Origin of the sequence: uncultured Roseibium sp., assembly GCF_947494555.1 — a bacterium.
GTDB lineage: Bacteria > Pseudomonadota > Alphaproteobacteria > Rhizobiales > Stappiaceae > Roseibium.
The window spans coordinates 112,669-131,236 of sequence record NZ_CANLVF010000001.1 but is presented as its reverse complement, the minus strand read 5'-3'; the positions used below and the strand labels follow the sequence as shown (position 1 = coordinate 131,236).

At 56.6% G+C, this 18,568-nt stretch carries 22 protein-coding genes; 8 read left to right on the top strand and 14 right to left on the bottom strand.

Going from position 1 to position 18,568, the window contains the following annotated elements:
* Nucleotides 1-8: 8 nt before the first annotated feature.
* From paaC to Q0915_RS00570, 5 genes are all read right to left on the bottom strand, one after another.
* A complete protein-coding gene (gene paaC / locus Q0915_RS00590) occupies nt 9-830 on the bottom strand; it encodes a 1,2-phenylacetyl-CoA epoxidase subunit PaaC (protein WP_299472450.1) in 822 nt (273 codons plus the stop codon).
* Nucleotides 830-1,117, bottom strand: coding sequence for a 1,2-phenylacetyl-CoA epoxidase subunit PaaB (gene paaB, locus Q0915_RS00585; protein WP_299472449.1), 288 nt, complete (start codon nt 1,115-1,117; stop codon nt 830-832). Before paaB ends, paaC begins: the two co-directional genes overlap by 1 nt.
* A gap of 32 nt (nt 1,118-1,149) precedes the next feature.
* Nucleotides 1,150-2,148 carry a 1,2-phenylacetyl-CoA epoxidase subunit PaaA gene (paaA, locus tag Q0915_RS00580; RefSeq protein ID WP_299472448.1) on the bottom strand — a complete coding sequence of 333 codons (999 nt, stop codon included), beginning with the start codon at nt 2,146-2,148 and terminating at the stop codon, nt 1,150-1,152.
* A 45-nt stretch (nt 2,149-2,193) separates the two neighbouring features.
* Nucleotides 2,194-3,399: a 3-oxoadipyl-CoA thiolase gene (gene pcaF, locus Q0915_RS00575; RefSeq protein ID WP_299472447.1), complete on the bottom strand. Its 1,206-nt coding sequence runs from the start codon at nt 3,397-3,399 to the stop codon at nt 2,194-2,196.
* Between the two features lie 145 nt (nt 3,400-3,544).
* Nucleotides 3,545-4,420: a PaaX family transcriptional regulator C-terminal domain-containing protein gene (locus Q0915_RS00570; RefSeq protein ID WP_299472446.1), complete on the bottom strand. Its 876-nt coding sequence runs from the start codon at nt 4,418-4,420 to the stop codon at nt 3,545-3,547.
* Nucleotides 4,421-4,642: 222 nt separating this feature from the next.
* Between Q0915_RS00570 and Q0915_RS00565 the strand changes: the two genes are divergently transcribed.
* The gene (locus Q0915_RS00565) at nt 4,643-5,479 is read left to right on the top strand and encodes a metallophosphoesterase (RefSeq protein ID WP_299472445.1); all 837 of its coding nucleotides are present in this window, start codon (nt 4,643-4,645) and stop codon (nt 5,477-5,479) included.
* A 77-nt stretch (nt 5,480-5,556) separates the two neighbouring features.
* Here the strand turns inward: Q0915_RS00565 and Q0915_RS00560 are convergent, their stop codons facing one another.
* Genes Q0915_RS00560 through Q0915_RS00550 form a run of 3 tightly spaced genes read right to left on the bottom strand, consistent with a single transcriptional unit; the run spans nt 5,557 to nt 7,055 of the window.
* Nucleotides 5,557-5,814 carry a hypothetical protein gene (locus tag Q0915_RS00560; protein ID WP_299472444.1) on the bottom strand — a complete coding sequence of 86 codons (258 nt, stop codon included), beginning with the start codon at nt 5,812-5,814 and terminating at the stop codon, nt 5,557-5,559.
* Nucleotides 5,811-6,365, bottom strand: coding sequence for an ABATE domain-containing protein (locus Q0915_RS00555; RefSeq protein WP_299472443.1), 555 nt, complete (start codon nt 6,363-6,365; stop codon nt 5,811-5,813). Before Q0915_RS00555 ends, Q0915_RS00560 begins: the two co-directional genes overlap by 4 nt.
* Nucleotides 6,366-6,407: 42 nt before the next feature.
* Entirely contained in the window at nt 6,408-7,055 is a 648-nt protein-coding gene (locus Q0915_RS00550; RefSeq protein WP_299472442.1) for a VPLPA-CTERM sorting domain-containing protein, read from the bottom strand.
* Nucleotides 7,056-7,280: 225 nt separating this feature from the next.
* Between Q0915_RS00550 and Q0915_RS00545 the strand changes: the two genes are divergently transcribed.
* Complete coding sequence (locus tag Q0915_RS00545) at nt 7,281-7,979, top strand: hypothetical protein (protein ID WP_299472441.1); 699 nt, start codon at nt 7,281-7,283, stop codon at nt 7,977-7,979.
* A gap of 655 nt (nt 7,980-8,634) precedes the next feature.
* The gene (locus Q0915_RS00540) at nt 8,635-9,114 is read left to right on the top strand and encodes a hypothetical protein (RefSeq protein WP_299472440.1); all 480 of its coding nucleotides are present in this window, start codon (nt 8,635-8,637) and stop codon (nt 9,112-9,114) included.
* Nucleotides 9,115-9,228: 114 nt separating this feature from the next.
* On the opposite strand, the gene Q0915_RS00535 is transcribed toward Q0915_RS00540, so the two are convergent.
* Together Q0915_RS00535 and Q0915_RS00530 are read right to left on the bottom strand one after the other, a co-directional pair.
* Nucleotides 9,229-9,597 (bottom strand): hypothetical protein, encoded by a 369-nt coding sequence (locus tag Q0915_RS00535; RefSeq protein WP_299472439.1) that lies wholly within the window; start codon nt 9,595-9,597, stop codon nt 9,229-9,231.
* A 95-nt stretch (nt 9,598-9,692) separates the two neighbouring features.
* Nucleotides 9,693-10,739, bottom strand: a complete 1,047-nt coding sequence (locus Q0915_RS00530; RefSeq protein ID WP_299472438.1) for a hypothetical protein — start codon at nt 10,737-10,739, stop codon at nt 9,693-9,695.
* Nucleotides 10,740-11,020: 281 nt separating this feature from the next.
* On the opposite strand from Q0915_RS00530, the gene Q0915_RS00525 reads away from it, so the two are divergent.
* Complete coding sequence (locus Q0915_RS00525; protein WP_299472437.1) at nt 11,021-11,635, top strand: LysE family translocator; 615 nt, start codon at nt 11,021-11,023, stop codon at nt 11,633-11,635.
* 37 nt (nt 11,636-11,672) lie between these two features.
* Here Q0915_RS00525 and Q0915_RS00520 read toward each other — a convergent pair whose 3' ends face one another.
* A complete protein-coding gene (locus tag Q0915_RS00520; RefSeq protein WP_299472436.1) occupies nt 11,673-12,608 on the bottom strand; it encodes a DMT family transporter in 936 nt (311 codons plus the stop codon).
* 58 nt (nt 12,609-12,666) lie between these two features.
* Nucleotides 12,667-13,827, bottom strand: coding sequence for a PLP-dependent transferase (locus Q0915_RS00515; protein ID WP_299472435.1), 1,161 nt, complete (start codon nt 13,825-13,827; stop codon nt 12,667-12,669).
* A gap of 107 nt (nt 13,828-13,934) precedes the next feature.
* On the opposite strand from Q0915_RS00515, the gene Q0915_RS00510 reads away from it, so the two are divergent.
* Nucleotides 13,935-14,822, top strand: coding sequence for a LysR substrate-binding domain-containing protein (locus Q0915_RS00510; RefSeq protein ID WP_299472434.1), 888 nt, complete (start codon nt 13,935-13,937; stop codon nt 14,820-14,822).
* 55 nt (nt 14,823-14,877) lie between these two features.
* On the opposite strand, the gene Q0915_RS00505 is transcribed toward Q0915_RS00510, so the two are convergent.
* Entirely contained in the window at nt 14,878-15,699 is an 822-nt protein-coding gene (locus Q0915_RS00505) for a spondin domain-containing protein (RefSeq protein ID WP_299472433.1), read from the bottom strand.
* Between the two features lie 398 nt (nt 15,700-16,097).
* On the opposite strand from Q0915_RS00505, the gene Q0915_RS00500 reads away from it, so the two are divergent.
* On the top strand, nt 16,098-16,979 hold the full coding sequence (locus tag Q0915_RS00500) for a DMT family transporter (RefSeq protein ID WP_299472432.1): 882 nt from the start codon (nt 16,098-16,100) through the stop codon (nt 16,977-16,979).
* A gap of 23 nt (nt 16,980-17,002) precedes the next feature.
* On the opposite strand, the gene Q0915_RS00495 is transcribed toward Q0915_RS00500, so the two are convergent.
* On the bottom strand, nt 17,003-17,629 hold the full coding sequence (locus tag Q0915_RS00495; RefSeq protein WP_299472431.1) for an HTH domain-containing protein: 627 nt from the start codon (nt 17,627-17,629) through the stop codon (nt 17,003-17,005).
* Nucleotides 17,630-17,704: 75 nt separating this feature from the next.
* Between Q0915_RS00495 and Q0915_RS00490 the strand changes: the two genes are divergently transcribed.
* On the top strand, nt 17,705-18,127 hold the full coding sequence (locus tag Q0915_RS00490; RefSeq protein WP_299472430.1) for an SRPBCC domain-containing protein: 423 nt from the start codon (nt 17,705-17,707) through the stop codon (nt 18,125-18,127).
* A complete protein-coding gene (locus Q0915_RS00485) occupies nt 18,120-18,536 on the top strand; it encodes a DUF6855 family protein (RefSeq protein WP_299472429.1) in 417 nt (138 codons plus the stop codon). Before Q0915_RS00490 ends, Q0915_RS00485 begins: the two co-directional genes overlap by 8 nt.
* The last annotated feature ends 32 nt before the right edge of the window (nt 18,537-18,568 follow it).

Genomic DNA, 18,568 nt, shown 5'->3' with positions numbered 1-18,568 from the left:
TCAGCTCCCTACCAGCTTGCGCCCGGATAGGCTCGCTGGAGAAATTGCATTTCAGCAAGCAGAAACCCGAGATGCTCCGTATGCCGGCCCTGCTTGCCGCCAAGATGGGTGTACCCGCCCGTGTCGGGTATCTTTAACGTCGCCTCGTCCAGAATATCACGGACACGTTCGTCCCAATTGTCGCGCAAGGTCGTCAGATCCGGTGCAATTCCGGCGTCTTGCAGCGCGCTGTCGACCTCGTCACCAGCAAACAGCTCTCCGGCGTAGGGCCACAGCAAGTCGAGCGCTGCCTGCATCCGGTCGTGGCTTTCAGCAGTGCCATCGCCCAGGCGGACGACGATGTCGGATGCGCGATCCAAGTGGTAACTGACTTCCTTGAGTGCTTTGGCAGCAATCTCCGCTACTCGTGGGCTCTTTGCGTTGTCGGCCAGCCAGGAAAGCAGCAGATGATGACAGGCGTCGAACAGAAACTCGCGCATGATCGTGACGGCCATGTCACCCTTGGGCAGCTCGACGAGCAGCACGTTCCGAAACTTCATCGCATCGCGCAGATACGCAAGATCATCAGCGGAACGGCCTTTGCCCTCGACTTCACCCGCCAGTCCGAGCCACATCTGCGTATGACCGATCAGGTCGAGCGCGGTATTGGCAAGGGCAATATCCTCTTCCAAGACAGGTCCGTGGCCGCACCATTCCGACGTGCGGTGGCCAAGGATAAGAGCATTGTCACCCATCCGGCAAAGCCACTCGAAAAATGCCGGACGAAGCGTGTCATCCCCTATGAACGGGTCCTTGACCCCAGCGCCGGGAGGTATCGTTTCCGCAGCCATCACATCTTCCCCACGTCTTCGGGTATGTCGAAAAACGTCGGGTGGCGGTAGGTCTTGCTCTCCGCGGGATCGAACAGCGGCCCCTTTTCAGACGGGCTTGAGGCGGTGATGTCCTTTGACGGCACCACCCAGATCGAAACGCCCTCGCGGCGCCTGGTATAAACGTCGCGCGCGTTGTTGATTGCCATTTCCGCATCCGGTGCGTGAAGACTGCCGACGTGGCGATGGTTCAGGCCATGCTGACCCCGGATGAAAACCTCCCAGAGCGGCCATTCTTTTTTGGACATGACTGGTTCTCCCCTTTTATCAGGCGTTCCGGTTATTCGGCTGCAACCGGGGCGGCCTTGCGCCGGTCGGCGGCTTTTTCGGCGTACGCATTAAGGCCATCCCTGAACCAGGCGCCCTCATCCCAGGCTTTCACACGCGCGTTCAAGCGCTCGCGATTGCACGGGCCGTTACCCTTGATGACTTCAAAAAACTCGTTCCAGTCCGGCTCGGAGAAATCGTAGCCCTGCTTGTCCTCGTTCCAGGCCAGCTTGTCGTCGGGCACGTTCAGGCCGAGATATTCGGCCTGCGGAACGGTCTCATTGACGAACTTCTGGCGCAGCTCGTCGTTGGTGTTCATCTTGATTTTCCAGGCCATGGACTGAGCGGAGTGCACAGAGTCCTTGTCGGACGGACCGAACATCATCAGGGACGGATACCAGAAGCGGTTCAGCGCATCTTGCGCCATCTCCTTCTGCTCAGGCGTTCCGGACGCCATCTTCATCATGATCGCGTAGCCCTGACGCTGATGGAAGCTCTCTTCCTTGCAGATGCGGATCATGGCCCGGCTATAAGGTCCATAAGAGGTCCGCTGCAGCGGCACCTGATTCATGATTGCAGCCCCGTCGACCAGCCAGCCGACGGCGCCGATATCGGCCCAGTTGAGCGTCGGATAGTTGAAGATCGAGCTGTATTTCATCTTGCCCGAATGGAGCTTCTCCTGGAGCTCATCGCGCGAAACGCCCAGGGTCTCTGCGGCAGAGTAGAGGTAAAGGCCGTGGCCGGCTTCGTCCTGGACCTTCGCCAGAAGGATCGCCTTGCGTTCCAGTGTGGGCGCGCGCGTGATCCAGTTGCCTTCCGGCAACTGACCGACGATTTCGGAATGAGCATGCTGGCCGATCTGGCGGATCAGCGTCTTGCGATAGCCCTCAGGCATCCACTCTTTCGGCTCGATCTTCTCGCCGTTGTCGACCCGGTCCTGAAAGGCGCGCTCTTCCGGAGACATCTCCTCCCGCGACTTGAGACCGTCCGATTTTACCAACTGCGCATACATGGCATTTCCTCCAAGGAGCCTCTTCAGACCTTTACGCTTTCCAATTTACACCCGCTCCATCACAAGAGCGATGCCCTGCCCGACCCCGACGCACATCGTGCAGAGAGCATAACGGCCGCCGGTCCGCTGGAGCTGGTAAGCGGCATGCAACACGAGCCTTGCGCCGGACATTCCAAGCGGATGCCCAATTGCAATGGCACCGCCATTTGCGTTCACATGCGCGGCATCATCCGGCAGTCCGAGCTCCCGCAAAACAGCAAGCGACTGCGAGGCAAATGCCTCGTTGAGCTCGATGACATCCATCTGATCGAGGCTCAGACCAGCAATTTCCAGAACCTTCCGGGTCGCCGGCCCGGGCCCGATCCCCATGATGCGCGGCGGTACGCCTGCCGCGGCCATGGCAACGACCCTTGCCTTCGGCGCCAGGCCATTCGACTTCGCGGCAGCCTCGGACGCAACGATAACACCGGCGGAGCCGTCATTAACACCCGACGCGTTGCCGGCGGTCACCGTCATTTCCGGCCCATTGACCCCACGCAACTTTGCAAGCGCCTCGATGCCCGTTCCCGGGCGTGGGTGCTCGTCCGTATCGACGACAACCGGTTCGCCCTTGCGCTGCGGGATTGTGACCGGAACAATCTCTTGCTCGAAGACACCAGCCTTTTGAGCGACATCCCACCGGCGCTGGCTTTCGGCGGCAAACCTGTCCTGATCTTCCCGGGAGATCCCGTAATCCGCTGCGACATTATCGGCGGTCTCAGGCATCGTATCTGTACCGAATGCGCGATCCATTTGTTTGTTCTTGAACCGCCAGCCGATGGTCGTGTCGTACATCTCCGCGTTCCGCGAGAAGGCAGAGCTCGCTTTGGCAACGACAAACGGCGCACGGCTCATGCTTTCAACACCACCGGCCAGCATGAGAGTCGCATCTCCCGCCCGTATCGTGCGGGCGGCCAGCCCGACCGCATCCATGCCCGAGCCGCATAAACGGTTGACGGTCGTGCCCGGCACCGAAATCGGAAGACCGGCAAGAAGAACAGCCATGCGGGCGACATTCCGGTTGTCTTCCCCGGCCTGGTTCGCACAGCCCAGAATGACGTCGTCGACCCGATTCCAATCGACATCCGGGTTCCGGTCCTTCAGCGCGGCGAGCGGAAAGGCGGCAAGGTCATCTGCACGCACGCCAGAAAGCGCACCCCCATACCGTCCGATCGGTGTGCGCACGGCATCGCAGATAAAGGCTTCCGGCATTGCTCTCTCCCGCTGCAAACCCGAAGTCGACAGATATTCATCGACCGATCGGTCAGCGTTATAGCATCAAAACATCACACATGAAACCCTATTTTGAAAAAATGCGTGACCCTTTGACACGGGAAGCACTGGACAGCCGGCGCGCTCAGCCAGTGAACGAGACCGCCTCGCGTCCCAGCCTGTCCAGTCGCAGGGCTGTCGCTTCCGTCGCAGACGGCAGCAAACCACAGGAATCACTGAAGGATCGCCCGATGAATTCGTCCGCAGCAGAGGCCAGCGCCAGGTAGACGTTGACAAAAAGCCTCCGCGCGGCAGGCGCCGGCCAGTCTTCAGGCCAGGCCTCTCGCGGCAGTCGGGGATCTTTCAGCGCTGCCAGCCGATAATGATGGATGAGCGACAACCGCAAGCCCAATGCAGTCTTGCCGTCAACATCATTCAAGCTCCGGTCACACAGAAATTTTTCAAGTGCGCCATAGCGCTCCAGAAACGACCGGTACCTCTCGCCGACAACGTCCAAATCCCATAAATCGGCGACAAGACCCGGCCAGTCTTTCCGTTGCCCAATCGCCTCGCCAGAGACAAGAGCGCCGGAAGGCTGGACGATATCGGAGCGATTGGGCGCAAGCGCAACACCGTTGCCAAGTATTGCCCATCCTTCAGGCGGTGCTTCGCGCTGCTTTAGGGCGAGCAGCCAGCCACGGGCTGCGGGCGGGGGCGCGTACAACACCTTGGACGCCGACCTGAATTCCTCTTGCGCCTGTTCAGTCAGTCTGTAGAAACTTCTGCGCCCAATCCGCTCGCCCAGCAGCTTGCCGGCCGCCACAAGCCTGGACACCGCGGTTCTGACCAGGCTCTCGCTGATCCCCTGCTCCGCGCATGAGCTGACAAGGTCACCCATCCACAATGTCCCTCCCCTCGGTTCGATCGCATCGCCGTAGAGCGTGACGATAAAAGCCGGTGCACGCGGGATGTATCTGCCGCGTGGTGGCTGAAGGAATTGACAAATCTCTATTGTGGTCATGCGTGTCTCACAAACCGTACCAGAAAATCATAGCACAAGTTTTGTAGGGTTTTGAAAAAATTGTAATGTTTAAAGTTGTTCTAAACACTGCAGCAGGGCGACCCGATTTACCAGGACTAGCGCGCCAATGACTGAGTGTTCCTGCTTCGTATCGCTCCCAATTGACTTTGTCCGCAAATTGCGAAATCAGTCACCAAAACTGCCTTGAGCGGAGCCACTGCCTTGAAGATCGTTCATATTTCGGACACCCATATTCAGGACGACCCGATCATGGGATCCGTGCCCGTTGACAATTTCCGTGCCTGCGCCGCGCACGTCCTGGCAAATAGCGCGGATGCGGACATGGTGGTGATTTCAGGAGATCTCGCCCACCACGGGTCCAAGGAAAACTATGCCCTTCTCAAGACGCTACTGGCGCAAACCGGTCTTGCTTCCACGTCGCCGCGCCTGATGATCGGAAATCACGACGACCGCAGCACGTTCCGTGCTGCCTTTCCGGAAACGCCTGTCGACAAGAACGGCTTCATCCAGTGGGCGGAAGAAACGCCGCACGGACACTTCCTCTTTCTCGACACGAATGAGCCGGGCACCCATGAGGGTTACTATTGCGCAAAGCGCCAAGCCTGGTTGCGCGCCACTCTCGATGAGGTCGTGCGGAAATCATCCAGTGCGTATATCTTTCTGCACCACAATCCGATGACCGTTCATGTCGCCAATGCGGACCAGCTCGGGATCGTTCAGGAAGTCGAGTTTCAGCAGATCCTCGAAGACTATGAAAGTGTCATCCGGCACATCTTCTTTGGCCATTGCCATTTCAGCCTGTCTGGCTCGGTGTGCGGAATTCCCGTTTCCGCGCCGCGCTCCACCAGCCATCCGAATTGGCCGGACTTCTCCGGCAACAAGGACCGCGTCGGCTATGGCGGCATGGCAGCGAACTACAACGTCGCTTTCCTCGATGAGCGCACAACGGTCATTCACTCCATCGATTTTCTGGACGAGCGCAACGCGATCTGGGTCGGCACGGAAGCCGACGGCTGGCTGGCCGAGGACAATATTTGAGCGTAGGCAGCAGAACCCCATGTCAGCTTTTCACGGCGGGATAGAACCGCCCATATCGACATGCGCTCGGCCGGCACCTACCTCGGTGAACCAGCGGCACTTGCCGAAGCAGGATTCCGCTTATGCTGCTCTTTGATGATCGCCTTGTTCAGAATGCGAACCTCGCCGACCATGAGCAGGCGCATGTCAGCAACGATGTAATCCGCTAGCTCAGCATCGGAAATATCATCACCTTGGATATCCAGCCGGAAACCCTGGCCCTGAATTCCGCCACCGTTTGAAAAATCGATTTCGAAATCAAAGCAGACCCGCTTGTCTTCAGGCACCCGGCTCATGCGTTGCCCTCCAGCCGCTTGCGCTCGCGATGACGGCGCACCTTCGCACGATTGCCGCACCCTGATGACGACGAACACCAGCGGCGTTTTCCAGGCCGGGACTGGTCGAAAAACAGCATTCCGCATTCCGTACATCGCCTTAGACGCTCGACCTTGTCCGATCGCAGCATGAGCAGTGCATCCGCCGAAATATGCGCCAGAACAGATTCAAAAGGTCGCTCGCTGACAAGCACGATATCCCCGTTCCTCAGTTGCGGGCGGAAATCCTGGCCCGCGGACCAGATGTTCAGCGTGTAGACGCCGCTTTCCGGCAGGGCTTTCAAATCCACCGCCGCCGCCAAAACATCGTTGGCAGCCTCGCGGACATCCCTTGCGTTTTGAAGCTGCTCAAGACCTATGAGAAAGTCCTGTTTGAATCCCGCGAGATTGAGCCATCGGGAAAGATCGTCGGGCGTCACAATGAGCTCCACCGGATCGCGGCCACGGGCTGAGATGGTGTCGATGAAGTTGAGCGCCGGCGAACCAGCCGTGAATTCAAATGATCTCGTCATGCTCTACGATTTCTGCTTCGGTTTTCTTGTAGGGAGACACTATCAGTTTTGGCCAGAAAAGAGTCGCCTGAAAACCACGAGACCACCAAGCCCAGACAGCAGGAACGGGAGCGATGCAGGCAGCGGTACAACCGCATGCGGCGCGGGAACGAAAACGAGGTCGTCGATTGTAACGCCTAGGCTACCCATCGGAAAGTTGGTGGAAAAGGTCAGGGTTTGAAACGGCTCGTCGCTCAAATAGCCGAAGAAACTGTTGTCATCTGACCCCGGTATATTGTCAGGTACAAGCAGCTGACCAAGGAATGTCACCTCTAAACCGTTAAACCCGCCTACATAGTAATCCATGCCGAAACCGACAATTTCTTCTGGGAATTCCCAAGTCAACACTTGGGACACATTAGGTTCGTCGTTACTTAATACATTGAGATACCAACCAGACTCTGAAACCACAGTGTTGCGACTGGGATGATCGGTCTCAGGGCTGGTCGAAATGACACCGCTGGCGAATGTGATTTGATAGGCAGCTGCAATGTCATAGTCGAAATTGTCTTCGACGACCGGCTGCCCGCCGACGGCATCCAGAAAGTTGACGCGGTCGCCATAACCGACCGTTGCAGCCACCGCGCTCCCATCAAAAGCTGCTACCGCAACACAAAACGTAGCAGCTGTGCCGCATCCCCAAATACGCATTTTCCAAACTCCTTAAGTCGCAGCACAGCTGCCACCAAAGTCATTGCATGGCAAAGTCCTGGATGGACCGACACCGCTCGCCGAATAAAACGTCACTTTGATTTGATTTGTAACCTATATAAATAGTTACACTCAATGTCAAGAATGATTCTCCACCTTTGACTGTCAATTCTCTTTCATTTTCAGCTTGTTCAATTTTGCAATTTCCTATTGCGCAAATGATGCTTGAACCGCTTTTCGCTCAGCACTATCTCAATTTCGACGTTGAAACTTTTTATAATGGTTACAATACAACGGTTCTTAGTCTCGAATTTGCATAAAAAGGATATTGAAATGTCGATAGATAGCTTTTCGTTTCAGTCGCAGGACTTGCATCCTGTAAACCGCGCATCATCACCGGGTGATCAGGTGTGGGACTTTGTCGATGCAGACGTGAATGATGTCCGGGATAACTCGAAGATCGATGACTTCGCATACCAGCAGGATCCCAAGGATACCGGCGAACCGGGTGATCCGGGAGCGCCGCCAACTCCCGATGAGCCGGTTCGGAACGAAGCTGATGGTGAGCAAGATGACTTGCACCCTGGTCCGGAGGAAGCGTCAGAGCGGTCTACGCCTAAACTTTTGGAAGCTGTATGTGACGGAGCAGTGATCCCCTCTTCCGACGGAGAAGGTAGTGCCGGCTTGCCAGGATCGCCCACTGATCAGGTTTGGGATTTCGCAGACATCGATGTTCACAACGACCAGGACAGCGAAGACCTCGCATTCATTGATGAAAGGCAAGCCAAAGATCCGAATGACCTTTTATGGGACTTTGTCGATGTTAATGTCAGCCAGGGTGTGAGCGAACAGGCCATCCAGGACCTTGAAGCCGTGAAGGACTCGATCCCGCCATTTTCTATCACTGATGATGTCTTCGCTTGATGTAACGTCGCTCTTGTCAGTCGACCGCCCGGCTAGGTGGCCGGGTGGGTAACTCCTTACGGATCAGGCCCCCTGTGCCATGCTTTGGAGGCGGACAACGCGTCTTCGGTTATCATTCACTGGTCGATGCCAGGCTTTTTAAGCCGGCTTACGAAGATTTAATGGAGCACGCAGACTTACTGAAAACAGCCTCCCGCCCGGGAGGAATTTGTCTGGATCCGAAGCCATGGCACCTCTCGTATTTCGGAGCACCACGACACCAAGTTGTCGAACGCCCAAGCTTGCCTGAAGGCCTGGAGCCAAACTAGAATATGCGTCCTCAAGCTTAAGGAAAATTTCATCTAACTTTCTGTAACTAAATGGGTTTCTGACTTTTGATGCAGATCGGAAATGCGACAGACACAGCGATGAAATGCGATCAGGGCTCTCGTCGAACACACGGACGAGACAAGAAAACAACCGCTCCGAAGTCCAAAAGATTGACGTCTTGGTTCGCCCATTTGAACTTTGCCGTCACGGTCCATCTGAACAGGCCGATAAACACTCGCAAGCCAAAAGTCTAAGGTGGTGGAAGCTGGCACCCCGCGCATGTCGTCCCCACGTCTCGATCAACCGCCCCGGTCGGGGCAGATCTGAGATGTGAGGAGAAATTGAAATGATGAAAACCCTGCTTCCTGCTGCCGTCGTCGCAACAGCTCTTGTTGCAGCGCCCGTCGCGCTTGCCGCCACCAATGACAGCACATCGGTCGAAGGCACTTATCTGCTGGTACAGCCTAATGAAAGCCAGCGCGTTCTGGCGCTCAATCCCGGTGGTAGCGTCAACCTCGTGAGCCAGGGACAACAGGTTCGCGGTTACACTTCCGGTCTTGGAACCTGGGAGATGACGGGCCCGGACACAGTCCGCGCCGCTATCATCGATTTCAACAATCCCCAAACGGAAAGTGGCAGCGATGGCGCATCGCACATTGTCTATGATCTGACCTTCGCCGATGAAGTCGACGGACAGTACCAGACCATCGCCGGCCAGTTCACCGGCCAGGGCTTTGCCAAGGGACAGAACCCGATTGCTGGCGATGCCGAACCGACGCGCAAGTTCGGTAACAGTTTCAATGGCATGCGCCTTAGCGTGAATTGAACCGAATGAATGAAACAATATGCCAGTGGCCTCGTGCCGCTGGCAGGGTTAATCGTCGTTCCTCTTCATTATTCGCAGCCTGTCAACGCCCTCAAAGCCTTCTGATGGAAAGGGTCAGGAAGGCGGACAACGTTTCAGGGGCCCGACCTGGTTGAAGACGTCCCAGCGTAAGGTCATTTCCTCTCCGGAACGCCTCATCCCCAGGAAGTAACTACGCACAGCGTCTTCCCCGCATTGCGCGGTCGCCACCGTAAAGTTTCCGGTTTCCGTCGCTTCGACCGGACCCCATCGCAATGCGCACCAGAGCTGTCCGTGCTTGAGCCAAAGCCGGTCAATCTCATAAGGCGCTGCCAGAACCGTCCCGCCCGGTTTGAGAGGTTCACCGGCGCACTGCGCTTCCGTGCCCCAGGTTCCAAGGAACGCGTCGCGTTCACCGGCATGAACGGGTGTCGCAAGGAGGGCGATCAGAATGAGATGGCGCATGCAAAACGCTTATCAATTCTGACGGAAAATGTCTGATCAAACGGGTGTTATCTTCCGCCTTGACAGTTCCTACCATCTAACAAATGCGCATCTATTCAAACACTGCAATCACATTCAAAGCCGTCAAAACTCTCGTCCCAGATATTGACGACGTCCATCTGTCTTTTGATCCAATACTCAGGCTGTTCATCGTGGAACCGGATCATATCCTCCATCGGATTGCGAAGCTCGCCGAAATGCGGATGCTCGTAGAGCCCGTTGAAACTTTCCAGGTTCACAACAGTTTGGTCCTTGAGATGTGTGGCATAGACCCAGCCCAGGAAGTACATATATCCCCATTTGTTGTAGTGTGTGTGGCTTCGCATCAGTTCAAGCGAAGTTTCCTTGTCGATAAGCGCCATGGCAATCGAGTCTGCCATTGATGACGCAACTTCTTCATTAAATGCGTTTGTCGTATTACTTTTGAAATGATTGTAAACATGCGTCGCTTCGTTGGCCAAGATACCGTAAGAGAAGGGTCTGAACAGAAAAACCGTCGAACCGATATTGATTTTCTTGCAAACGGAGCAGTATTCAGCTCCGTTCTGCTTGAGGCTCGGTTTGATGTGCACTGTCACATCGCCCACATCAATAAGATCGGCGACAATTCTAAAGGCGTGTCGTGGTAGATGGGTTGCGTGGTGATAAATAGTCGGCATTTTCGAGCTCAGGCGGTTGAGAATACGAACGCTGGTCTCTCGAACCATGCGCGGTTCCCCGCCCTTTCCTGAGCCGCGCTCGAAACGCGGGTCCGGCGTCCAACCTTCAGGCGGAATATAGATCTTGCCCATGCCAAAATCGGCCGTCGTGGCATCATCGAAGCTGAAGTTCATTCCGTCCGACGATTGCCAGCACCCGACAGCGTGATGCAAGTACCAATTGACCTCGCGCGGCGCCTCGGTCTGAAAGTTGAAAATAATGAGGTCCCAGACATTGGGGATGTGATGAGCCTTTGCAATGGTGGAGAAGTTGTTACCCGCTGTTGCAAAGTCAAACCCACGTGCCCCGACAGGCGGCCAATCCTTGATCATCTTGACCACGCTCGGCTTGCGCCATTTGGGGCTGAAGCTGGGTTTGTGGTAAGGGCCCGGCAGGCTGGCCATCTTGGAAATTCCTTAAAACTCTCTGGATCAATTCAGTCACGCCATAAGCGTCTTGCAATCGTCCCCTGATCTAGAAACGGGACGGCCCAATCGGAACAGGCAATTTTGCAGGACGGTCCTGCCGGAATGCTCCGATGGCGAAAATTGAGCGATGGATCGGTTGATTATCAGGTCCGCATTGCGCGATGCTGCATGAAAAGCCAACGCCCACTGTATTGCTTTCGATTGAGCGGCCGGTATTAATCAATGGGCAAAATCTTACCTAAAATGGGGTCCGCGCGATGCTACCAATTGAATCCCTGATCGCATTCGCAGTGATTTATGCTGTCGACTCCGTCACACCAGGGCCAGCAGTTGCGATGGTCACGGTACGCGGCGCAACTATGGGTGTGAGACGGACGGCACCATTCATTTTCGGCTTGGTATTTGGAGATCTCATTCTGTTTGCAATTGCTGCTGCCGGGCTGATCGCGCTGGCCGCGGCTCTCGGCCCGTTGTTTGTCGTGATCAAATGGGCAGGCGTTTGCTATCTGCTTTTCCTGGCTTATCAGCTTTGGAATGCAAAGCCCGTGTCCTTGCCGCCCCAACCGCTGCGCGGTGAGGGCTGGCGCACGTTCGGTGTCGCGACCCTGTTCCCTCTTGGAAATCCGAAAGCCGTCGGATTCTATATTGCACTGTTGCCGACGGTTCTGGACGTGAGCACGCTGACAGTTCAAGCCTATATTGAGCTGTCGGCGCTCGTTGTGATCATTTGGACCGGAACACTTTTCGCCTACGCACTTGCCGCCGCGCGCGCAGGCGTTTTGCTGCGGGCTCCGGCCGCTCAAAGACTGCTCAATCGCACCTCGGCTTGCACCATGGTCGGCGTCGCCGGCACCATTGCCGCGCGCGATTAGGAAAAAGGTCGCCAAACACCAGGCGAAGTATTGCAGCTCACTTGGAACCTGAACTGAGCAGCGCTCCCGCGATCGCAAAAAGTGCACCGACTATCGTGAATATGGTCACCATGCCGAGGCCGAAAACAGCCAGCAGCCCCATTGCAACAAGCGGCGTCAGGAAGGCCAGGCTGGAGATGGTTGCTGCCGAACCCTGACGCGTGGCCTTGTCCCACAAGACGTTTGCGATCGTGAAAGGCCCGATCCCCATAAGAGCGATTGCAAGCCATTGCCCCATCGACGGCCAATAGTTGGGTTCAAACAAGAAATGCGCCGCCAGCGCGCATATCCCGGCAAGGCCAAGAGACGGTCCGACAACATTCGTTTTGGTCTTCGCAAACGAACGGCCAACGGAATAGACCGCGAAGGTCAAGGCACCGCAAGCACCAAGCAACACTCCGAAAATGTCCAGTTCTCCGCCCATCTGGGGTGACAGGGCGATCGCGACGCCTGTGAACCCGAAGCCAATTCCAAGTGCTTCGACCAATGTGGGTACGCGCCGTCGCAGCATGGACGCCAGCAGCACCAGGAAAACCGGCCAGAGGTAATGCACGACATTCGCCTCTGCCGGCCCAATCCGGGCGATGGCAGCGAGGTAAAATGCATTGTTGCCCATCAAGCCCGCAGCCACGAACGCCAGCGTTCTGAACGGCACTGACACAAAGGCACAAGACGCGTTTTGCCGAAGTGCCAGAAGGAACGAGAGGAAAAAACCAATCAACGCGGACGCGCCAAGGACCAGCAGCGGGGGCGCAGGATGCACCAGCGTCGCGAGCGCCGGCCAACTCGCCCACAACACAACGGCCCCGGCGACAAGGGAATATGTCTTTGCAGCCGGACCACCCGGAAATCCGGAACGCCACCTTGCGCCCAGTCGTTCCAGCAACCGGGAATGAATTTGAGCGGACTGGCCTGGAATTTTCGCAATAATCATGGTCGTTCAGCCCGGACGGTTGGTATCAGAAGGCCTGCAAAAACAAGGTGCACGGACCTCAATTTGCAAGCGTGTCGAACAGGTTTTTGAGATCCATCCGAAGATCCTCGATGTCTTCCAGCCCGACATTGATGCGCAGAATAGTACGCTGATGCTCCGGTCGCTTGAATTTTCTGCCATTCCCGATGGACATTGGTGCAACCAGACTGCGCGTGCCGCCCCAACTTGCTCCGATTGCCATAACTCTGAGCTGGTTGAGACCTTCATCCAGATTTGTCTCCTGACTTTCATTGAGGACAACACTGAAGACTCCACTCGCCCCGGAAAAATCACGCTTCCATAGCGCATGCTTAGGAAAATCCGGGAGCGCGGGATGCAGCACAAGTCCAACATCAGGGCGGGACGCAAGGTCTTTCGCAAGGCTCAGCGCGACATTTCCAACATGTGCCAGCCGTACCGCCATTGTCTCGATCCCGCGCAAGGCAAGCGCGACGTCATCGGGGCTAACCCCGATGCCCAGCATGCGCATGGTATCGCGCAGTTTCTTGCGCAGTTCCATGTCGCTCACGCAGATGGATCCGAGCAGCAGGTCGGAGTGTCCGCCCGCATATTTGGAGAGCGCCTGCATCGAAAAGTCGAACCCGAGATCCAAGGGTTTCAGGTGCAACGGGGTCGCCCAGGTGTTGTCGGCTCCGGTCAGAATTCCATGCTTTTTGCCAAGCGCGGCAATCTCCCGCAAATCCTGAAATTCCATGGTCGTCGACCCAGGCGTCTCGGTCCAGATCAGTTTCACCGATGGGTCGATGAGATCTTCAATTCCTTGGCCATCCGGCCGATAGACCCTGTGGCTGATACCGCGCGGTTCCAGATAATTGATGCAGAAATCAAGAACAGGCGGATAGACGTTGTCGGGGATCAAAACCGTATCCCCCGGAAGCAGTACGCTCAGAAACACGACCGTAGCCCCAGCCTGGCCGGAAGGCACAATGACCGAGCGCAGTCCGTTTTCCAGCTTGGTAATCTGCGCCTCAAGTGTTCGCGTCGTGGGCGTTCCATGCAGACCGTAGGTGTAGCTGTCGAGGTCCCGCTCAAGGCGCGTTGCGTATGCCTGCGCAGTATCGAATACGATTGTGGAGGCGCGATAGGTCGGGACGGTCAGGCTTGAGAATTCCGATTGATCAACCGTCGGGTGGATCGCGCAGTTTGTAGCATCACGCATGTGTGGTCCTCTGAAAGTTTCGCCAACTACAGCAAACTTTCAACTGGCGAACAATTCATAGTTCGGCATAATTCTATGCATGAAACTTATAGAGCGCAGGCATAACGATGAAGTTCAGACAGCTTGAAGCTTTTCACACCATGATGATCTCCGGGTCCACGGTTCGTGCGGCGGAGCTCATGCAGATCACTCAGCCTGCTGTCAGCAGAAGCATCGCCGAATTGGAGACATCCCTTGGCTTTACACTTTTTGACCGCGTGCGCGGTCGCATGGTGCCAACCACGGAAGGTCAGCTGTTCTTCCGCGAAGTGTCGGAAAGCTTCAAAGGCATGGACCGTTTGAGATCCGCCGCCGCTGCCATTCGGGACTATGGCTCGGGCCATCTCAAGATCGCATCGTTGTCAGCCCTTGGCGTTGAAGTCGTGCCCAGGGCGATCCGGGATTTCAGAAGAAAGAACCCGCGTGTCAGGATCACTCTCCAGGTGCTGTCCTCCGCGCAGGTACGCAATCAGGTCGTGGACGGCAGCTTTGACATTGGCCTCGCCGCCGATGAAATAGACCGCTCCGGCGTCGATACGACCCATTTCGGCGGGTTTTCCGGCGTGATCGCAATGTCAGCCCATCATCCCTTGGCAACGCAAGAAATGCTTGGTCCAACGGATCTCAACGGGCAACCGATGATAGGCCTTGCCCCGGAAGACCGGGCGCGCCACAGGTTCGATGCTATTTTGAAGGAGGCAGGCGTATCGCCCGAATATGTGGTGGAAACGCCCTCATCCACAACCACCTGCGCCCTGGCTCTGACCGGTGACGCGATTGGGCTGGTCAATCCACTTGTCGTGGACGGTTTTGTTGCAAGGGGGTTGGAAATCCGCCCGTTTGCCCCTGAGGTGAACTTTCGATCTTTCCTGTTGTTCCGGCCGGACATTCAAAGATCGAAACTTGTCAGGGACTTTACCAAATGTCTGTTCGATCTGAGGAACGCATTGGCCTGACTGCACCATCAGGTGTCATCCGGGCACGCGCACGTGCCCGGAGAAGGAGTTCTGATCAGGCCTTTTTCGCACGCTTGCGTGCGACAAAGCCCATCACACCGAGACTGCCAAGCAACAGTGCGCCGCCGGCAGGCAGCGGGACCGGTGTCGGTGTCGCCTCAATGTCGATGGTGAAGAGAACGGTATCCGACGTGATCGACCCCGCATCTGCAATACCAAAGAGTGCGCCGAGTGCGCCGAACCCGTTACCGTCTAGGCCAGCATCGATATCAATGAGACGGGTGATAACGCCGCCTTCCGTGTCACCAAGCTGGATATCCTGTCCCGGAGCGGCGGCACCAAAGAGCTGGTTCACCTCGGTACCGGCATCCCAGATGGAGCGGCCGGTGATTTCAATCGTCTGTTCGATCAGGTTGCCGGCGGAATCGAATATCTCATAGGCAAACGGATTGTCGTTTCCGAAAAACGTATCGTTGGACGGCACGAACATCGACAGGAACGTCGCGTATCGGTTCGTTGTCGGGTTAGCGACATCAATCGTCAACGTGCCGGATTGACCATCCAGGATCGGCCCGCCAGGACCGAATATGAAACCGCCCTGCGAGCCCGGATCAGCCGCGAGACGCTCAGGTGCGATCAGGTTTGGCGGATTTGGCGGAACCGGAACTTCCGCAACCTGTTCAATGCCGGCGCTTGCCGAGGCACCTTCGTTGAACGCGTCAAAGTTACCGGAGTGGATGCCTGTGTAGACTGGTGTCACCAGGAACCCGAAACCGTTGCTGTTGTTAAATGTAATATCAACTGTCGTAGCATTTGCCGTGCCTGCGATCAGCAAGCCCATCACGCTTGCCCCAAGCAGCGTTGTTAACTTCCGCATGTTGCCCTCCAGGTCAACCTGTTTCCAAACACCCCCGATTGGGTGCAGCCAGAACACTAGGGCAAGCAGCGCACTTTGCGGCTCACTTCGGGACACAGCGCGCACACATTCGCGTTAGATCTCAGATCCCTCAAGTCATTGTGATTACTATTAAATTATCGTTCACTCTCTAAGACTTGATTTGGTCGCGCATACCCGTGATCGGACGCCGCACAAAGGTCTGGAAACGGATTTTAGATCTGCCGGAACAGCCGGCAAGGCGGGTGTTCTAATGCCAAAGCCACGAGATTACGAACACAGTACGGCAGGTGCGTGCTCAATCGCCCATTGCCGACTTGGAGAATTTAGGCCCTTATGCGTTCCAGTATTGAAAAGCGGTGAAGGTTCACAAAAGCAATATGGGGCAGACTGCAGAGGCGAATGCTCGCGGCATCATCTTGATGGTTCTGTCCATGGGAGCCTTTTCGATTGCCGATACATTCATCAAACTGGCATCCGGAGCAGTCGAACCCGCACAAGTCATGTTTTTGATGATGGCCGGTGGTGCAGCCATGTTCTGCACAATGGCAAAGATGCAGGGTGCGCGGCTCCTGGATCGCCGGATCCTGGCGCCGATCTTCCTGCTTCGGTATCTTTCCGAAGTCGTTGCTATGGTCGGCATGGTCATGGCGCTGGCTCATGTGCCGCTTTCAGCGGTCGGTGCGATCATACAGGCGACCCCTTTGCTGGTTGCCCTCGGCGCCGTCCTGTTCCTTGGTGAGAATGTCAGCTGGCGGCGCTGGGGCACCATCGTCCTCGGCTTTGTTGGCGTGCTGCTTATCGTTCAACCAGGTGCTAAGGGCTTTGACGCCTTGGCCCTTTGGGCGGTGCTGGCGATGGTCGGTCTGTCAGTTCGCGATCTCACGACGCGCATGATGCCACCCGACATGGCGTCGGCAAGCCTTGCGGCCTATTCGGCGATCGCCGCGCTCCCGTTTGCCATGGCCTGGATTTTACTGGATGGACACGCCTTTCTGCCGCCGGAGGCGGACTGGATCATTCTGGTTTCCATCGTGTTGTTTGGCTCGCTTGGATATCTGCTTCTCACAGCATCCATTCGCTCGACCAGCATCTCCGTCGTTACGCCGTTCCGATATGCGCGTCTCCTCTTCATGTTGATCCTGGGCGTCATGGTTTTCGATGAGCGTCCCGGTTACCTGATGCTTGTCGGCGCATCGCTGATTGTTGTATCGGGCCTTTACATGATGTGGCGCGAGCGTGTCGTCAAAGAGAAAGCCTAGGCCAATGCGGGGTGCATAGCGGATCAGCCCGGCGCTTTCTTCTGAAACGCAATGGATGAAATGTTCAGCCGTCCCCAGTCTGCCAGCGGAATAAGTGACTGCGTATCGTCATCCCTGACCGACCAGTCCGTGTCATCAAGCATCAACTCGATCGGGTGTATTGAGAGCTCATCCGGTGTCGCAAAGCGCAGCCGGACCACAGTACCGGCGCGGACCGCCAGTGACATGGCACGCACACGCGGATCATCCACGGCAGTGCTCCGGTTCAAGGTGAACTGCTCTGTCACTGTCTTGACCGCCAGCCGGGTCTTGTCAGGCAAGCTTTCGATGAGCTTTGCCTGGGCGCGCTTGGCGGCATTCTCAAGACCCAGGGCCGATACCATGGGCGTGTCGGCGGTCAGAATAAGGCCGAGCGCGGCCGCTTCGTCCTGGGCGAGGCCCGTCAGGCGCGTGCGGTAGTTGAACCCCAGCTCAATGCCGCCGCCATTGCCCTGATGCACAATGATCGGCAGCCCGGCCTCGGTCATGGCATCCACGTCACGCAGGATGGTGCGTGTCGCGACTTCAAGCTCCTCGGCCAGCTGAACCGACGTCTGCCGTCCCCGGTTTTGCAGGATCAGGAGAATTTGCAGCAAACGGGCCGCGCGCATAAACCTTCCTCAAACATGACATAAGATGTCACGTTACCCTCATTAAGCACTCCCTTGTCAATCAAGAGGAGCGACATGAAAACATTTAAGACATCCATCGACATCGCTGCACCGATCGATGAGGTGTGGCGGGTGCTGACCGAAGACCTGCCGCGCGATCCAACTCCATTCGGTATTCTTCGGCTCGACGGAACACCCCGCGCGGGCAGTCGCCTCAAGCTCTGGTCCGAGATTGATCCGAAACGAGCCTTTGCGCTTTCGGTGAGCGAATTCCACCCCCCTCACAAGATGGTCTGGCGTGGTGGGATGCCGCTCGGGCTCTTCACCGGAACCCGCACCTTCGCTTTATCCTCCTCAGGCGACACGACGCGATTTGACATGCACGAAGTCTTCAGCGGATTGATGTCCGGATTGATCGTGAAATCCATTCCGGACCTGACACCGGGTTTTGAAAAATTTGCAGGCGCACTGAAAGAAAAGGCAGAGCAACATGGATGATGTCGTCTACGGCTCAGGCACACAGGAAGATCCGTGGATCTTGAAAACACCCCCGCTGACCTCCGAGTTCCAGGTCTGGAAGGACGAAGCGAACGACCCGCCCGCTCTCGTCGTGCAGGTTGGCAAGACCCGCCTCTCCTATCAGCTCCGGGCGCTGGAAGATGCCCACGACATGCTGAAGAGCCACGGCGACTGGATGCCGCTCGGCAACGCGGACGAGGGCAAACCGACCAAACCCGGCACCCTGGAAGACTGGGCGCGCTCCAGCGACAATCCTGTGGGCGGTTACTACGGCCTGCGCAAGGGTTACCGAGGACGCTTTGCAAACTATGTCGGCCCGACACTGGAACTCCTGGGACTGGCCGAATTGGAGCACAACGCAAGGAACAACCGCATACGGGCAAAATGACGCCGCAGAATTGCGCCCGAGGTGAGGTGATC

What these genes read in the sequence shown, in the direction of transcription:
- paaC (WP_299472450.1), bottom strand. Translation starts at nt 830, where the DNA reads ATGGCTGCGGAAACGATACCTCCCGGCGCTGGGGTCAAGGACCCGTTC.
- paaB (WP_299472449.1), bottom strand. Translation starts at nt 1,117, where the DNA reads ATGTCCAAAAAAGAATGGCCGCTCTGGGAGGTTTTCATCCGGGGTCAG.
- paaA (WP_299472448.1), bottom strand. Translation starts at nt 2,148, where the DNA reads ATGTATGCGCAGTTGGTAAAATCGGACGGTCTCAAGTCGCGGGAGGAG.
- pcaF (WP_299472447.1), bottom strand. Translation starts at nt 3,399, where the DNA reads ATGCCGGAAGCCTTTATCTGCGATGCCGTGCGCACACCGATCGGACGG.
- Q0915_RS00570 (WP_299472446.1), bottom strand. Translation starts at nt 4,420, where the DNA reads ATGACCACAATAGAGATTTGTCAATTCCTTCAGCCACCACGCGGCAGA.
- Q0915_RS00560 (WP_299472444.1), bottom strand. Translation starts at nt 5,814, where the DNA reads ATGAGCCGGGTGCCTGAAGACAAGCGGGTCTGCTTTGATTTCGAAATC.
- Q0915_RS00555 (WP_299472443.1), bottom strand. Translation starts at nt 6,365, where the DNA reads ATGACGAGATCATTTGAATTCACGGCTGGTTCGCCGGCGCTCAACTTC.
- Q0915_RS00550 (WP_299472442.1), bottom strand. Translation starts at nt 7,055, where the DNA reads ATGCGTATTTGGGGATGCGGCACAGCTGCTACGTTTTGTGTTGCGGTA.
- Q0915_RS00540 (WP_299472440.1), top strand. Translation starts at nt 8,635, where the DNA reads ATGATGAAAACCCTGCTTCCTGCTGCCGTCGTCGCAACAGCTCTTGTT.
- Q0915_RS00535 (WP_299472439.1), bottom strand. Translation starts at nt 9,597, where the DNA reads ATGCGCCATCTCATTCTGATCGCCCTCCTTGCGACACCCGTTCATGCC.
- Q0915_RS00530 (WP_299472438.1), bottom strand. Translation starts at nt 10,739, where the DNA reads ATGGCCAGCCTGCCGGGCCCTTACCACAAACCCAGCTTCAGCCCCAAA.
- Q0915_RS00525 (WP_299472437.1), top strand. Translation starts at nt 11,021, where the DNA reads ATGCTACCAATTGAATCCCTGATCGCATTCGCAGTGATTTATGCTGTC.
- Q0915_RS00520 (WP_299472436.1), bottom strand. Translation starts at nt 12,608, where the DNA reads ATGATTATTGCGAAAATTCCAGGCCAGTCCGCTCAAATTCATTCCCGG.
- Q0915_RS00515 (WP_299472435.1), bottom strand. Translation starts at nt 13,827, where the DNA reads ATGCGTGATGCTACAAACTGCGCGATCCACCCGACGGTTGATCAATCG.
- Q0915_RS00510 (WP_299472434.1), top strand. Translation starts at nt 13,935, where the DNA reads ATGAAGTTCAGACAGCTTGAAGCTTTTCACACCATGATGATCTCCGGG.
- Q0915_RS00505 (WP_299472433.1), bottom strand. Translation starts at nt 15,699, where the DNA reads ATGCGGAAGTTAACAACGCTGCTTGGGGCAAGCGTGATGGGCTTGCTG.
- Q0915_RS00500 (WP_299472432.1), top strand. Translation starts at nt 16,098, where the DNA reads ATGGGGCAGACTGCAGAGGCGAATGCTCGCGGCATCATCTTGATGGTT.
- Q0915_RS00495 (WP_299472431.1), bottom strand. Translation starts at nt 17,629, where the DNA reads ATGCGCGCGGCCCGTTTGCTGCAAATTCTCCTGATCCTGCAAAACCGG.
- Q0915_RS00490 (WP_299472430.1), top strand. Translation starts at nt 17,705, where the DNA reads ATGAAAACATTTAAGACATCCATCGACATCGCTGCACCGATCGATGAG.
- Q0915_RS00485 (WP_299472429.1), top strand. Translation starts at nt 18,120, where the DNA reads ATGGATGATGTCGTCTACGGCTCAGGCACACAGGAAGATCCGTGGATC.